Genomic DNA, 14083 nt, shown 5'->3' on the forward strand with positions numbered 1-14083 from the left:
GGAGCGTCAGGCCGGCGGGGCCGCCGCAGCCTCCAGTTCGCGCAGCGCCCCGGAGGTGAGCTTGTCGAGCGACTGATGCATGCCCGCGTAGGCGAAGACCGACATCAGGCTCCTGCGCCAGCCGTGCTCGGTGATCGTGAGCTCGGTGAGGCCGCGGACGTCGCGGAACTCCACGACCGTGCGGATGCCCTGGGAGAAGCCGTCGGGGAGCTGGTCGTCGGGGAGCGGTGTGCCGTCCTCATCCGTGATGCTCTGCGTGAACTCGAGCCGCTCGTGCGGAACGATCGCTGAGTAGACGCCGCCGGTGAAGCTCACGGCCCCGCCCTGATACTCGGGCGCTCGCATCCCGAAGACATACGCACCGCCCACGCGGAGGTCGATCGTCGCCGACTCGGAGGTGTAGTCCTCCGGGCCCCACCACTCGGTCACCAGCTCGGGGTCTGTCCACAGTCCCCACACGGTCGCCACGGGAGCGTCGAGGATTCGGCGCACCACCACGTTCGTGGTCTCGTCATTCGTCATCTGCTGTCTTCCTGTCTCGTGTCGTGTCGAGGTAGGCGGCCATCCGGTCGAGGCGCGCGTTCCACTGACGGCTCCGTTCGGCGAGCCAGGCCTCGACGTCGCCGATGGCCCGGGCGTCGAGGCGGTAGATGCGTTGCTGTGCGCGCTTCTCCACCAGCACCAGCCCGGACTCGCGGAGCACCTTGAGGTGCTGCGAGATCGCGGAGGCGCTGCTCGGGAAGGCGCCCGAGATGTCGCCGGCCGCGAGCTCCCCCCGGCGTGCCAGCAGGTCGACGATGGTCGATCGGGTCGGATCGGCCAGGGCGGCGAAGGCGGCGGTCGGAGCGGGGTTCACGGTCCTCAAATTACAGCAATCGCTTAATTAACACAACACTGAATTACAGGTGCCGCAGTGCGCACGTCGGTTCGCGGGCTTCCGCGTCATGATCCCCGGCCCGCCGGGTCTCTCGGGCATGACAGCGTCCGTGCACCATCTCCGTTCCTTCCGGCCGCCGACCGGCGTCGCCGTCGTCGCGGCTGTGCTCGACGAGCTGGTCCGGATGCTCGAGCACCACGGCCTCACGGTGTGGGCAGACGAGCTCGGCGACGCCACACGCGCGCTTCGGGCGGGGCGCGCCGAAGGCCGATCCCGCGTCCGGGCCCTGCTGGACGACCCGGACGGGCCGCGCATCGTCGGCCTCGGCTTCGGCTCGCCGGCCGCCATCACACGGTGGGTGTCGCTCTGCGACCGGCTGAACGAGCTGCTCGACCCCGACGACGTCGCCGCGCGAGGGGCCCCCGCGGGAGCGGAATCCCGTAGGCTCTGCTCACCATGAGCGAGGGCCCGTCCATTCAGGAGCCGGCGCCGGCGGGCTTCGGCTTCCGTCGCCGGTCGGCCGGTGACGCCGTGGAGACGTGGGATGTCACGCTCGACGGCGTCGGGTTCGCCCGCCACCGCCACGAGACCTACGGCATCGGAGTGACACTCTCCGGCGTCCAGCGCTTCTTCTACCGGGGCGAGCATCACGCGGGTCTGGCCGGGGAGTGGCACATCCTCCACCCCGGCGAGCTGCACGACGGCATGCCGGGGGACGCCGCCGGGATCGCCTACCGAATCTTCTACGTCGACCCGGCCGCGATCCGCGAGGCGGGCGGGGTGCGCGCGCTGCCCTTCGTCCGCGACCCGATCGCCCGGCCCGGGATGTTGCCCCTCCCGAGCCCCGCCGCCATCGCCCGCTGGTCGTCGCCGCACGACGACCTCCAGGAGGCGGAGATCGTCGGAGCGCTCGCTCGGATGCTCGTCACCGCCTCGGACGGCCCGTCGCCGACGCGCTCGCGGCATGTGGACCTCCCGGCCGTGCTGCGGGTCGCCCATGCTCTGCGCGACGCTCCGGCCGGCGACTGGGACGCGGCCCGGCTCGAAGCCCTCTCCGGACTCAGCCGGTGGGAGCTCGCCCGCCAGTTCTCCGCTGCACTCGGCACCTCCCCGAGCCGCTACCGCTCGGCGAGCCGAGTACGCGCCGCCCGCCGCCTGCTCGCCGAGGGCCGCTCGCTCGCCGACACCGCAACGGCCGCCGGCTTCAGCGACCAGGCCCACCTCACCCGCGTGTTCCGCGAGACCCACGGCGTCACCCCGGGCCGCTGGCGCTCCGCGCAGCTCGCGCCCCGGAACCCGGTGATTCCGGAGCGCTCCCGCGCTCGGGCGTAGATCTCCGGTTCTGTCCTGAACGGGCGGCGTGTCGGTGCGGAACTCCGTACGGACGGTGGCCCGTCATCGACCCGGCGCGCGCGCCGTCAGCGCGGTGACCACCGCGGCCATGTCGTCGGCGGCGCGACCCGAGGCGGCGGTCTCCGCGAACAGCTCCCGGCAGATCGCGATCAGGGGATGGGCGGAGCCCGCATCCAGGGCAGCGTCCTCGATGAGAGTCGCGTTCTTGAGTACGTCGCCGATGGCGGCCTGGGGTGAGAAGTCGCCGTCGACGAGCTTCGCGGACTTGACCCGGGAGACCGCGGAGGCCATCGGGCCGGCATCCAGCACCTCCCGGAGCACGCGGGTGTCGGCGCCGACGACGTCGGCGAAGTGGAACGCCTCGGCGAGGCCGGTGACCATCGTGATGAGGAAGGTGTTGACCGCGAGCTTCATCGTGAGGGCGGCGGGCACGGGACCGCAGGCGAAGCGCTGGGCGCACATCGCGTCGACGAGGGGCGCGACCTCGGCGAGGGCGTCGTCCGGGCCGGCGAGCATGGCGACGAGCGTGCCCTCGACCGCCGGCCCCCGCGAGCCGGAGACCGGCGCCTCCACGTAGCTGCCGCCCGCCGCGGCGATGTCGGCGGCCAGCGCGCGGGAGTACGCCGGCGTGACCGTGCCCATCTGCACGACGACATGGCCGGCCACCCGCTCCGGGAACGCGTCCCCGTTCCGGTCCAGGGTGGCGTCGATGGCGGCCTCCGTGGCCAGCATGAGGATGACGACGCGGCAGCGGGCGAAGAGGTCGCCGGGGTCGCGGGCGACGGCCGCGCCGAGGGCGGCCAGCTCGGCTGCAGGGCCGTCCGAGCGGTTCCAGACGACGAGGTCCGTGCCGGCGGCCCGCAGATTGGCGGCCATCGGTCGGCCCATGATGCCGAGCCCGGCGAATCCGACGGGGGAGGACGAAGGATGCATCCCCCCAGCATCGCCGGTGCCGCGTCGAAGCGTCTTGAACGGATGTGCGCGGAGGGCGACGGCCGGGTGGGGCTATCGTGGAGGCGCCACAACCCCGTCTTGTGTCTGGAGCCCGATGCGCGCACCCGATCCGGAGAGTCTCCGCCTGCTCGTCGGCGTCGCCGCGACCGGGAGCGTCTCCGGGGCGGCGCGTGCGGCAGGCCTCTCGCAGCAGGCGGCCTCCGCGCGCATGGCGGCACTCGAGCGCGACCTCGGCGTCCCGCTCCTGACCCGCACGTCCCACGGCACCCGGCCGACCGAGGCGGGCGCGCTCGTGGTCGAGTGGGCGGGTGAACTGCTCGCCGCCGTCGACCGGTTCACGTCGGCGGCCTCCGCGCTGCGCCCGCCCGGCCGGGGGAGCGTGCGCGTCGCCGCCAGCATGACGATCGCCGAACAGCTCGCACCCGGCTGGATCACGGGCCTGCGCGCCGCCGAGCCCGGAGTCCGGATCGAGCTCACCGCCGCCAACAGCGTCGCCGTGGTGGAGGCGGTGCGCAGCGGCGCGGCCGACCTCGGCTTCGTCGAGACCCCCGATCTCCCCTCCGGGCTCGAGCACCGCACGATCGCGACCGACGAGCTCGTCGTCGTGGTCGGGCAGGGGCACCCGTGGGCGCGCCGCCGCACGGGGGTGACGGCGGCGGAGCTGGCGGCCGCGCCGCTCGTCGCCCGCGAGAGCGGTTCGGGAACGCGGCTCGCCCTCGAGCGCGCGCTCGCCGACGCCGGTCTCGCCCCCGCCGAACCCGCCCTGGAGCTGTCGACGACCGCCGCCATCCGCTCCACGGTCGCTGCCGGAGCGGGGCCGGCGGCGTTGAGCATCCTCGCGGTCCGCGAGCAGCTGGCCGACGGCTCGCTCGTGCAGGTGCGGGTGCGCGACCTGCGCGTGCTCCGCCCGCTCACCGCGATCTGGCGCGGTGGGGCGGAGCCGTCGAGCGCTGCCGCCGCTCGCCTCCTCCGCCTCGCGTCCCGCTGAGCGCGCCTCGAGGTTCACGTCGTCGCGCTCATTCCGCGCGAATGACGGCAACGACGTGAACCTCGCCAGACCCGAAACGTGCAGGGGCGCCGCATCCCGCCCGAGGGATGCGGCGCCCCGCTGTCACACGGCCGCTGTCACGCGGCCGTCGGCCTCACTCCGCGGTCCGGCGACGGCGCGAGACGAGCACCAGGCCGCCTCCCGCGAGCAGGACCGTCAGCCCGGCGAGCAGCCAGAGGCCGATCGCCGATCCCGTCTCGGCCAGCGCGTCGGAGCCGGACGCCGCAGCGTCGGTCCCCGAGCCGGATCCGGAGCCCGAGCCGCCGGTCGAGGCCGCCGGGGCGACCGTCACCGTGATCGGATCGGACGTCGAGGCGCTCGCCGTGGCGGTGCGGGCGAAGGAGGCGGTGATCACGTGCTCGCCGGCGGTGAGGCCCGCGGGCAGGGTCAGCGTCGCGACGCCGTCCACGATCTCCACCTCGCCGAGCACCGTGGGGGCGTCGGCGGCCGCAGCCGACAGGGCCGTTCCGGCGGTCGCGGGCGCCACCGGCTCGCCGCCGTCGAGGAACGCGACCGTGCCCGCGGTGTCGCGGCCGGTGACCGTGGCGGTGAAGGTGGTCTTCTCGCCCGCCGTCGGCTTCTCGGGGAGGACCGTGAGGGCGGTCTCGGTCGGCGCGAGCACCGACACCGTCACCGTGGCCGTGCGCGCCGAGCCGGAGCCCGTCGCGGTCGCGTCGGCGGGGCCGAGATCGGCGTCCTCCGCGACAGGCACGACCATCGAGGCGGTGCCGTCGGCCGCGGCGACCTGCGTGCCGAGCACGCTGCCGCCGTAGCGGAACGTCACGGTCTCACCGGCGCGGTAACCCGTGGCGCTGAGGGTGAAGGAGCCGCCGGGCGCCACCTCCTCCGCCGAGGTCCCCAGCGGCACCGGGGTGGTCGCCGCCGCGAGCTCGGCGCACACGTCGCCCTGCGCGCCGACGGGTGCGAGCGCGATGGCGGTGCCCGTCACCCCGTCGTCCTCGCGGACGGTGAGGTTGGCGAAGGCGCGGGCGCCCATCACGGCGTTCGTGCTGTTGGTCGCACTCACCTTGAAGGCGGAACTCGCCGCCGTCGAGGTCGCGGTGTTGCCGAGGGTCGGCACGGTCACGGACTTGCAGGTCTCACCGGGGGCGAAGGAGACCTTCTCCATGCCGACCCCGACGACGCCCGTCGCCGAACCGAGGACGCTCACGTAGGCGGTGACCGTGGCCTTCTCGGCGCGGTTGAGGTAGACCGCGACGTCGGCGGTGCCGGGCCCGTTCCCCTCTTCGACGATGGTCGGGGCCACGTTCACCGAGGTGCGGGTCTGCACCACGGCGGTCCCGACCGACGGGGTGTCGAACGCGAGGTCGGAGAGGTAGACGCCGCCCGTGCCCGTGCCGTCGGCGCCGACCTTGGCCGCGAAGCGCACCTCGCGCACGTCGGTCAGGTCGATGCCGGTGATGGTGGAGGTCGGGATGGTCAGCTGCTGCAGCACGACCTTGTTGAGCGTCGTGTTGGTGCCGCCCGGCATCCGGTTGATCGCCAGCGGGTTGACGGCGGACGCGGCGACCGCGAACGTCTTGCCCGCGCCGTCCACGACGGTGATCGTGAAGTCGGTGCCGTTCTGCACAGCCTCGTCCGGCGCCGTCTTCAGCGTGAGCTGCGCCTGACGGGAGACGTCGCGGTACTTCGCGGGGACGGTGACGCGCAGCTCGCCCGTGCTGGGCACGGCCGGGTCGGTCGTCGAGGCGCCGGTCCAGAGGAAGCGCGTCACGGGGAACTCGGGGACGTTCGGTGCGAACGATCCGGGCGTCCAGTGCGGCACCTGGGCCGATGCCTTGGTCGTCGCGCAGAACGGGAGCGACTGCGGCACGGTACGGCCGGTCAGGTTGGTGCAGACCGCGGCGGTCGCGCCTCCCGAGACCCGCACGAGCGAGCTGGTCTCGGTGAAGTCGTTGACCAGGGCGGTCTTGGAGGCGGGCTGCGAGGCCATCGTGCGCACATCGGCATAGGAGGTCGCGGTGGTGGACGGCTTGACCGACCCGTCGAACAGCGACTGGAACTGCGTCTCCCCGCCCATGGTCAGACGGAAGAACCCGGTCATGTAGCTGACGCCGACCTGGTACTGCTGGGCGGCCGTCATGCGCGTCGGGTCGCTCGTCGCGCAGGTCGACGTGGTGTCGCTCGTGCGCCAGTCGTCGCCGGTCGCCGCCGGGTAGAGGCCGGGCGTCCACACCGTGTTGAAGAAGTTGTGGTTGGCGCCCATCACCCAGACGGCCGAGCGGAGCACGTTGTCGTCGAACGCGTGACGCGAGTCGTCGATGAAGTGCTGGCCCTGCTGGTTGGAGACGTCGCCGTCGCAGTAGGGGAGGAACACTGCGGTCGGCACGTCGGGCAGCGTCATCCGGCCGAAGTCGACCGGGGCGAGCGGGAGGACCGACTCGATGCCGTAGGGCTTCGCGAGCGCCTGGTTGAGGGTCGCCGCCGAGACCACGCCCTCGCCGCCGCGCGAGTGTCCCATGATGCCGACGTGTCCGAGGTCGAAGCGGCCCTTCAACGCGGAGGCCGTGACGCCCGACGACGCCGCCGGCTGGTCGGTGCGGGTGGTCGCGCGCACCAGCGCCTCGTCGAGGGTGCGGGTCGTCGTCGTGCTCGGGACGGTGTCCGTCGCCGTGGTGATGTCGTCGTAGGCGACCGTCTCTCCGGCGTTCGCCTTCGCGAGCATCCCGAGGGTGTCGAGGATGAGCTGACCGCGCGCCTGCGCGCCGTAGTCGAGGGCGAGCTGGTTGTCGTTCGAGTTGACCGAGTTGGCGGCGATCGACAGAACGTTGTAGCCGTGGGAGGCGAGCGCGCGCGCCGTGCCCTCGTAGCCGAGGTACGAGCGGATGTTCATCTGCGTCGGGCCGCACGGCCAGCGCAGCGGGTTGGCGCCGCTTCCGGAGCAGGAGGTGTGGCGACCGTGCAGCAGGACGATGGTCGGGCGGGCGCCGGTGGCGCTCGACAGGTACATCTTGCCGGTGAGCTCGCCGCGGATTCCGCCGATGGCCGCCAGCGGGACGGCCTGGTCGCCGAAGTCGTACTCGGCCTCCGTCACGCTGTACGAGCCGAGGTCGGACGGGTCCTCGACGGCGGCGGCGGCCGCCAGCGACTTCATCTGCTTGGTGAGGGTGGTGTTCTCGGGCACGGCCGGGGTCTGCGCGGCCTCCGGCGTCTCGGCGGCCTTGTCCTCCTCGCCGCTCGACCACCCCTTGGTGACCGAGGAGGCGTGGGCGACGGCCGGGTCCGTGGTGATGATGCCGAGCGAGAGGCCGTCGGTGGCCTCGGTGGCGAGGCCCAGGGGCTCGCCGTCCACGATCAGCGTGGGGGCGTCGTCGACGATCGGCAACGGCTCGTCGAGCGTCAGCGTGACGAGGTATCCGCCGGGGGTGGTGGTGACGGCCCAGTCGGGGCCGGACGCGACGACGGGATCGGGTGCGGGGGCCGCGAGTGCGGCGGGCGCGGTCGTCAGGGCGACGACCGGGATGAGTGCTGCGGCGACGGTGAGGGCGATCCGCCGGCGCACGGACATGCGTGCAGGCAAGGTTCTCCTAGCTCGAGAGCGGGTGGGGGAGTCGCCCGCGCGGGGTGCAGGAATCGGCGCGGGCGGCGAGGGGGAGCGCGAGGGACAGAGCTGAACGGTCTCTCAGAAAGGAGGCTAGGGGTGCCGACCGGGGTCGCAGGGGCGCGGAAACGGACTGGTAACACAACGTTTACGGCGGGCAAATAAACCAGCCGGCAGTGATCAGAATCGACCTGTTCGTGTCAAGAGCGCCGCCTCCCCAGTCCGGGGGTGTGACGTGCGGAGGACTGGACACGACGTTCTACGCACCCGACGGTGAGCAGTACTGAATGTCGCCCCGTGCCATGCGTAAGTGTCGCCGACGGTCGACGGCGGGCGCGGACCTCCTCCTAGATTCGCGTGTGGGCGACTCCGCCCGATCCCACCTCACCAGTCAGGGAGTTCCATGCTTTCCACCACCAAGGTGCGCGCCGCGTCCGTTCTCGGTGCCGTCGCCGTCGCCGGTGCTCTGTCTCTCGCGGCCGTCCCCGCCAACGCGGCCGGCGCCGAGATCCAGGTCGCCTCGACCACGTTCACGTTCGAGGACTGGGGCTCCGGCCTCGCGGTCACGGGCTCCGGCTTCGATGCCGACGCCGACGTGACCGTCTCTCTTGTGGACGTCGAGCCGAGCGGCACCACCGCGCTCGACAGCACCATCGTCTCGAGCGACGACGCCGGCGCCATCGCGACCGACTGGACGCCCGGCGTGCGCGCGTGGCTTCCGGACGGTGCGGATCTCGACAACGGCTACCTCGCCGTCGTCGCCACCGACGGCTCCGGCAACACGGCAGCCGAGGTGCCGCTGACGCTCCTCGCGCCGACCGGCATCTGGACCGACGCGCCCACCATCACGACCGCCGACTTCGTGGACGAGAACGCCGGTGTGGTGCTCTGGGCGGGCGGCTACACGCCGGGCGAGGTCGTCGACGTGACCGTCGTCTACAACGGCCACACGTTCACCGCCACCGACACGGCCGACCGGTTCGGGTCCGTGGCCGCGAACTGGTACATGGTCGCGGGCACCGTCGACGCGGGCACCGTCGACTTCACGCTCGTCGGCGCGACGTCGGGACTCTCGCAGTCGATCAGCGTCACCGTGACCGGCGACACCATCGACCTGGGCGGGGACATCGAGGGCGAGACCGCTCCTGCCGTCGTCACGCCTGCCGGTGTCTCGGTCACCAGCCCGCGCGTCGCCGGCTGATCTGCCGCACCTCCGGCCGGCGGCGCCCTCGGGTGCCGCCGGCCGTTCTTCGTTCCGCCACCCCCTCCCTGGAGCGCCCATGTCGACATTCCCCAGCACGGCCCGCGTCATCCGTCGCACCACCCGCGCCGCCCGTGCCGTCGCTGCCGCCGTGGCGGTGCTCTGCATGACGGCCTGCGCGCAGCCTGAGCCCGCAGCCTCCACGAGTCCGCCCGCGACGCCCACACCCGCCCCGTCGACCCCGGCGTCCGCGCCGCCCGTCCCCGCGCTGACCCGTTCCGACATCGCCGCGCTTCCCGCGGCGGTCTACGACGCCGTCATTCCCGGCCTGCAGCCCGCTCCCGCCGGCCCGCTCACCGCGTCGACAGCGCACTCGGTCATGTTCGACACTCCGCTGTTCGCCGCCGACCGGGTCACGCCCGTCGCCCGCATCCCCGCCACCGACTTCCGTGGACAGCGCACCGTTGTCGTTCCCATCCGGACGGACGGGCCGTGGGCGCTCGTCCTCACCCCGGCGCGCCAGGTGCTGCCGTCGCAGGTCGCCCCCGGAGACGCGGCGGCCCCGGCTCAGACGGTCGCGTGGATGCCCACTGCGAACCTGGCCGGCTCGACCGCGCTCGGGAAGACCGTGCGCATCTCGGTCGTCGCCCAGAAGCTCAGCATCCTCGACACGTCGGGCGGCGTGACGGCCTCCTGGAGCGTGGGCGTCGGCACCGAGGAGACGCCGACCCCGACCGGGGTGACCGGCTATCTGCAGGCTCGCTACACCGACCCGGAGCAGGGTCAGAGCGTCCACCCCATCCAGCTCACCACGCTGCACGCGACCGCCGCCGACGAGCCCTTCGGAGGCGCCGACGGCGGCCTGATCGGCATCCACTTCTTCGAGCAGAACACCGGCGCCGTCTCCCACGGCTGCGTGCGCGTCTCGGCCGAGGCGATCGACGCGCTGAACGCGCTGCCCCTGGGCACACTGGTCACCGTCGAGAACTGAGAGCATCGAGACGGCGAATAGTTCGCCGTCTCGATGCTTTTCACGCGATTTCTAGCCGTTTCGATGACGCCTGCTCGGGCGTGGCGACCAGCGCCCGGCGGGAGGCGGCGAACAGGGTCGCTCCGAGCGCGAGCACCAGCAGCTCGGTGACGGTCATGGCCCAGATGACGCCGGTCATCCCGAACACGGCGTTGCCGACGAGGACCACCGGGATGAAGAGGATGCCCTGCGCGACCGACATGATCGTCGCGTTGCGCATCTGCTCGGTGGCCTGGAAGACGGCGATGATGAGGCCGGTGAAGCCGTTGAACAGGGTCGAGACGAGCATGGCGGTGAGGATGAGCATCCCGTCGTCGATCACCGACGGGTCGGCGCTGAAGAGCGTGAACACCTGGTCGCGGAACACGAACACGAGCGTCGAGAAGACCAGCACGATCCCGGCGATGGCGACCGCGCTGCCGATGATCGCCGCGCGGAGGCGGGCCGTGTTGCGGGCGCCGAACGCGTATGCGAAGAGCGGGATGGCGCCCATGAAGACGCCCATCCCGATCATCTCGGGCAGCTGCACGATGCGCAGGGCCACGCCCATCGCGGCGAGCAGGGAGGCGCCGTAGCCGATCGCGATCCAGTTCATCACGAGCGTGGTCACGATGAGGAACGACGACATCAGCAGCTCCGAGGCGCCGACGCCGAAGACGGTGGTGAGCATCTCGCGGTCTGCGCGGAAGAAGCGCGGCGCGAGCGAGAGGGACTCGCTGCGGCGCGCGATCCACCACAGGTAGTAGCCGACGGTGACGATGTTCGACAGCCCCAGCGCGATGCCTGCACCGAGCACGCCCCAGCCGAAGCCGAGGATGAAGACGACGTCGAAGAGGAGGTTCGCGACGGTGGAGGCGATCAGCCCGGTCATCGACGCGACCGCGGCACCCTCGGCGCGTACCAGCTGCTCGAGTGCGAATGCGGCGACGTAGATCGGCGTGAAGGCGAACATCGCGCCGATGTACAGCGCGGTGGGCTCGAGGGAGGCGCCGGATGCGCCGACCGCCGCGGCGAGCGGCGTGGCGAACACGAGCCCGAGCACGCCGATGACGACGCCCCCGGCGAGTGCGCCCCAGAAGGTGAAGGACGAGACCTGCCTGATGCGAGCTCCTGCGGCCTTCACGTCGGCGCCGGGCTCCTCCTGCGATCCGAGGAGGCGCGAGACGAAGGTGCCGCCGCCGACGCCGAACACCCCGCCCACCGCCATGATGAGGGCGAACACCGGGAGGGAGAAGGTCAGGGCCGCGAGCAGCGGAGTGGAGTGGAGCGAGCCCACGAAGCCCGCGTTGATGATGTTGTAGACGGCGCCGATGGAGAAGCCGGCGATCATGGGCACGCAGAGGTGCACGAGCGCTCGCCAGATGGGCGCGGTCGAGAGGGTCGAGCGGTTGGATGAGGACATGACGATGTCTCCGTTCCGGTGAACGGCTGGGAAGCCTGGTGATCGGGGATGCGGCGCCGTGCGGAGAGACGGCGCGGGTGGTCGCGCTAGCGGCGGCGCCGGTTCAGCTCGCTGGCCGACGGCGGCGGCGCGTCGCCCGACGCGACGAGCGCGTCGGCCAGCGGCTGCAGCAGGGCGATGAGCGCGTCCTGGTCGTCGTCCGACAGCACCGAGAAGATGCGGGTCTGGGCGGCGGTCATGGCGTCGTCGAAGCCGGTGACGACCTGGGTGCCCTCCGGGGTGATGCGGATGAGCTTCACGCGCGAGTCCGTCGGCGACGACTCGCGGGTGATGTAGCCGCGCTCCTCCAGCCCCTGCAGGAGGCTGGTGACGCTGGCCGGCGTTGTTCCGGACATCTCGGCCAGTTCGCGGGCGATCACGCCGCGGTCCCGGTTCTCGTCGAGGTAGGCGAGGGTGAACGACTGGGAGCGGCTGAGCCCGCTCGCGCGGATCCACTCCTCTCCGGCGGCCCGCTGCGCGAACAGGATGGTGCGCAGCTGGTCGGCGAGTCGCTCGGTCCTCGATGTCATAGTTAGAACTCTAATCATTAGAACTCTAACTGTCAATGGGGGAAGGTTTCGTCGAGGCGGCCCATTCTTCGCCGCCTCGACGCATTCGGCGCGACTTCGAGTCGTCTCGGCGGGGCGGAGGGCGGGGTGGAGGGCGGGGCGGCTCAGGCGCGCAGAACGACCGCCATGCCCTGACCGACGCCGATGCAGATCGCAGCCAGCCCCACGCCGCCGCCCCGCGCGGCCAGCGCGTGCGCCAGGTGCCCCACGATGCGCGCACCCGATGCGCCCAGGGGATGCCCGATCGCGATGGCCCCGCCGTGCACGTTGACCTTCGCCGGGTCGAGCTCGGGCCACAGGCGCAGGCAGGCGAGAGACTGCGCCGCGAACGCCTCGTTGAGCTCGACGAGGTCGACGTCGTCCCAGCTCAGTCCGGCACGCTCCAGCGCTCGCGTCGCCGCGGCGACCGGCGCGATCCCGAACGCGTCCGGCTCGTTGCCGACGACCGCACGGGAGACGATTCGGGCGAGCGGCGCGGAGTCGACCGCGCCCTCGGCTCCCAGCAGCAGCATCCCCGCGCCGTCGTTGAGCGGTGACGAGTTGCCGGCCGTCACCGTGCCGCCCGACGGGCGGAAAGCGGGCGCGAGCGCTGCCAGGGCCTCCGGCGTCGTGTCGCTGCGGATGCTCTCGTCCCGCTCGAGCGCGACCCCCGGCACCGCCACGGTCTCCGCGGCATATGCTCCCGACTCCCACGCGGCGGCTGCCCGGCGGTGCGAGCCGAGGGCGAACGCGTCCTGCTCCTCGCGCGGGATGCCGAAGCGCTCGGCGAGCAGCTCGGCCGTCTCGCCGAGGGAGACGGTCCACGCCGGCGGCATCGCGGGGTTCACCAGCCGCCAGCCCAGCGTGGTCGACACGAGCGTGGCATCGGTGGCGGGATACGGCCGGTCGGCCTTCGGGAGCACCCAGGGCGCCCGCGACATCGATTCGACGCCGCCAGCGACGACGAGGGAGGCGTCTCCGGTCTCGACCACGCGGCTCGCCTGCACCACGGCCTCCACCCCGGACCCGCAGAGCCGGTTCACGGTGGCGCCCGGCACGGTCACCGGCAGACCCGCGAGGAGCACGGCCATCCGCGCGACGTTGCGGTTGTCCTCGCCCGCCTGGTTGGCGTCGCCGAGCAGCACGTCGTCGATCGCTGCGGGGTCGAGCGCGGGATGCCGGTCCACCAGCGCCCGCAACGTCGAGGCCGCGAGGTCGTCGGGGCGCACGGCGGCCAGCGCCTTGCCGTAGCGCCCGAAGGGCGTGCGGACGGCGTCGTAGACGAACGCGGCGGTCATGCTGCCTCCTCCGGCCGCGCGCGTCGTCGCGCCCGGCCCGACGCCAGCCTAGGCGCAGTTCGCGCCGCAGGGGACAGCGGAGCTGCGGCTACCCGCGCTCCATCGTGAGCACGCAGGCTCCCGCCTCGCCGGTCGGGGTGATCCCCGTCACGGCCAGCGGTCCCTCCACCCGGGCGAGGACGCTGCAGACGACGCGGCGGTCGACCGTGCAGAGCGACTCGGAGAGTTCGGAGCGCATCCCCTCGAACGGGCAGGAGAGCCGGATCTCGAGAGCGTCGCGGTCGACCTGCGGGTCGAACCCGCAGCGGTCGAGGTAGTCCTCGAGCACGTCGAGCTGTGCGTCGGCGGCGCTCTCGGCGGCGGGGCCGACCTCGCCCGGTCCCGCGGCCTCGCGGGGCCCCTGTGGAAAGCTCCGCCGGTATGCGCGCCCCAGCTCGATCGCCCGGCCCGTCTGGGCGCGTGCGCTGGCGCTGGCGCCATCCAGGCCGCGCGCGGCCGAGTAGAGCACCTGGGGTCGGCCGCGCACCGTGCGGTGCTCGGTCGTGCGGACGACGAGCCCGTCGTCGACGAGCCGATCGAGGTGCTCGCGCACGGTGTTGTGGTGGAGGCCGACGCTCGCCGCGAGCCGCGGAGCCGTCTGCGGGCTCTCCGCCTGCAGCCGTTCCAGCAGGCGCAGACGCGGGGCCGACACCAGAGTGCGCCGCAGGTGCGACACCTCGTGACGACTCATGCGGACCTCCCGTTGCTCTGCCTCCGCGCGCAGCCGTCCGG

13 protein-coding genes are annotated in these 14083 nt (G+C 72.6%); 5 read left to right on the top strand and 8 right to left on the bottom strand.

The window, feature by feature from the left end; translation table 11 throughout:
- Positions 1–6: 6 nt before the first annotated feature.
- Together IT072_RS02035 and IT072_RS02040 are read right to left on the bottom strand one after the other, a co-directional pair.
- Entirely contained in the window at positions 7–522 is a 516-nt protein-coding gene (locus IT072_RS02035; RefSeq protein ID WP_223359132.1) for an SRPBCC family protein, read from the bottom strand.
- Entirely contained in the window at positions 512–856 is a 345-nt protein-coding gene (locus IT072_RS02040) for an ArsR/SmtB family transcription factor (RefSeq protein ID WP_223359133.1), read from the bottom strand. The genes IT072_RS02035 and IT072_RS02040 overlap by 11 nt, the downstream gene beginning before the upstream one ends.
- A 118-nt stretch (positions 857–974) precedes the next feature.
- Between IT072_RS02040 and IT072_RS02045 the strand changes: the two genes are divergently transcribed.
- On the top strand, positions 975–1337 hold the full coding sequence (locus tag IT072_RS02045) for a hypothetical protein (protein WP_223359134.1): 363 nt from the start codon (positions 975–977) through the stop codon (positions 1335–1337).
- Positions 1334–2209, top strand: coding sequence for a helix-turn-helix transcriptional regulator (locus tag IT072_RS02050; RefSeq protein WP_223359135.1), 876 nt, complete (start codon positions 1334–1336; stop codon positions 2207–2209). The genes IT072_RS02045 and IT072_RS02050 overlap by 4 nt, the downstream gene beginning before the upstream one ends.
- A 63-nt stretch (positions 2210–2272) precedes the next feature.
- On the opposite strand, the gene IT072_RS02055 is transcribed toward IT072_RS02050, so the two are convergent.
- A complete protein-coding gene (locus IT072_RS02055) occupies positions 2273–3163 on the bottom strand; it encodes an NAD(P)-dependent oxidoreductase (RefSeq protein WP_223359136.1) in 891 nt (296 codons plus the stop codon).
- Between the two features lie 115 nt (positions 3164–3278).
- Here IT072_RS02055 and IT072_RS02060 point away from each other — a divergent pair, with 115 nt between their 5' ends.
- Entirely contained in the window at positions 3279–4172 is an 894-nt protein-coding gene (locus tag IT072_RS02060) for a LysR family transcriptional regulator (RefSeq protein WP_223359137.1), read from the top strand.
- Positions 4173–4326: 154 nt separating this feature from the next.
- On the opposite strand, the gene IT072_RS02065 is transcribed toward IT072_RS02060, so the two are convergent.
- On the bottom strand, positions 4327–7773 hold the full coding sequence (locus IT072_RS02065; protein WP_223359138.1) for an Ig-like domain-containing protein: 3447 nt from the start codon (positions 7771–7773) through the stop codon (positions 4327–4329).
- Positions 7774–8197: 424 nt separating this feature from the next.
- Between IT072_RS02065 and IT072_RS02070 the strand changes: the two genes are divergently transcribed.
- Together IT072_RS02070 and IT072_RS02075 are read left to right on the top strand one after the other, a co-directional pair.
- The gene (locus IT072_RS02070) at positions 8198–8995 is read left to right on the top strand and encodes a hypothetical protein (RefSeq protein ID WP_223359139.1); all 798 of its coding nucleotides are present in this window, start codon (positions 8198–8200) and stop codon (positions 8993–8995) included.
- 79 nt (positions 8996–9074) lie between these two features.
- Positions 9075–9986 (top strand): L,D-transpeptidase, encoded by a 912-nt coding sequence (locus IT072_RS02075; RefSeq protein WP_223359140.1) that lies wholly within the window; start codon positions 9075–9077, stop codon positions 9984–9986.
- 40 nt (positions 9987–10026) lie between these two features.
- Here the strand turns inward: IT072_RS02075 and IT072_RS02080 are convergent, their stop codons facing one another.
- From IT072_RS02080 to IT072_RS02095, 4 genes are all read right to left on the bottom strand, one after another.
- Positions 10027–11427 (bottom strand): MATE family efflux transporter, encoded by a 1401-nt coding sequence (locus IT072_RS02080; protein WP_223359141.1) that lies wholly within the window; start codon positions 11425–11427, stop codon positions 10027–10029.
- An 86-nt stretch (positions 11428–11513) separates the two neighbouring features.
- Positions 11514–11996 carry a MarR family winged helix-turn-helix transcriptional regulator gene (locus tag IT072_RS02085; protein WP_223359142.1) on the bottom strand — a complete coding sequence of 161 codons (483 nt, stop codon included), beginning with the start codon at positions 11994–11996 and terminating at the stop codon, positions 11514–11516.
- Positions 11997–12139: 143 nt separating this feature from the next.
- On the bottom strand, positions 12140–13312 hold the full coding sequence (locus IT072_RS02090) for a thiolase family protein (protein ID WP_223359143.1): 1173 nt from the start codon (positions 13310–13312) through the stop codon (positions 12140–12142).
- An 88-nt stretch (positions 13313–13400) separates the two neighbouring features.
- Positions 13401–14042, bottom strand: coding sequence for a helix-turn-helix domain-containing protein (locus IT072_RS02095; RefSeq protein WP_223359144.1), 642 nt, complete (start codon positions 14040–14042; stop codon positions 13401–13403).
- Positions 14043–14083 lie beyond the last annotated feature (41 nt).

This window comes from Leifsonia sp. ZF2019, from assembly GCF_019924635.1.
Classification (GTDB): Bacteria; Actinomycetota; Actinomycetes; order Actinomycetales; family Microbacteriaceae; genus Leifsonia.

Excerpts from the sequence above, each read along its gene's own strand:
- IT072_RS02035 (WP_223359132.1), bottom strand. The coding sequence starts at position 522 with ATGACGAATGACGAGACCACGAACGTGGTGGTGCGCCGAATCCTCGAC.
- IT072_RS02045 (WP_223359134.1), top strand. The coding sequence starts at position 975 with ATGACAGCGTCCGTGCACCATCTCCGTTCCTTCCGGCCGCCGACCGGC.
- IT072_RS02050 (WP_223359135.1), top strand. The coding sequence starts at position 1,334 with ATGAGCGAGGGCCCGTCCATTCAGGAGCCGGCGCCGGCGGGCTTCGGC.
- IT072_RS02055 (WP_223359136.1), bottom strand. The coding sequence starts at position 3,163 with ATGCATCCTTCGTCCTCCCCCGTCGGATTCGCCGGGCTCGGCATCATG.
- IT072_RS02060 (WP_223359137.1), top strand. The coding sequence starts at position 3,279 with ATGCGCGCACCCGATCCGGAGAGTCTCCGCCTGCTCGTCGGCGTCGCC.
- IT072_RS02070 (WP_223359139.1), top strand. The coding sequence starts at position 8,198 with ATGCTTTCCACCACCAAGGTGCGCGCCGCGTCCGTTCTCGGTGCCGTC.
- IT072_RS02075 (WP_223359140.1), top strand. The coding sequence starts at position 9,075 with ATGTCGACATTCCCCAGCACGGCCCGCGTCATCCGTCGCACCACCCGC.
- IT072_RS02080 (WP_223359141.1), bottom strand. The coding sequence starts at position 11,427 with ATGTCCTCATCCAACCGCTCGACCCTCTCGACCGCGCCCATCTGGCGA.
- IT072_RS02085 (WP_223359142.1), bottom strand. The coding sequence starts at position 11,996 with ATGACATCGAGGACCGAGCGACTCGCCGACCAGCTGCGCACCATCCTG.
- IT072_RS02090 (WP_223359143.1), bottom strand. The coding sequence starts at position 13,312 with ATGACCGCCGCGTTCGTCTACGACGCCGTCCGCACGCCCTTCGGGCGC.
- IT072_RS02095 (WP_223359144.1), bottom strand. The coding sequence starts at position 14,042 with ATGAGTCGTCACGAGGTGTCGCACCTGCGGCGCACTCTGGTGTCGGCC.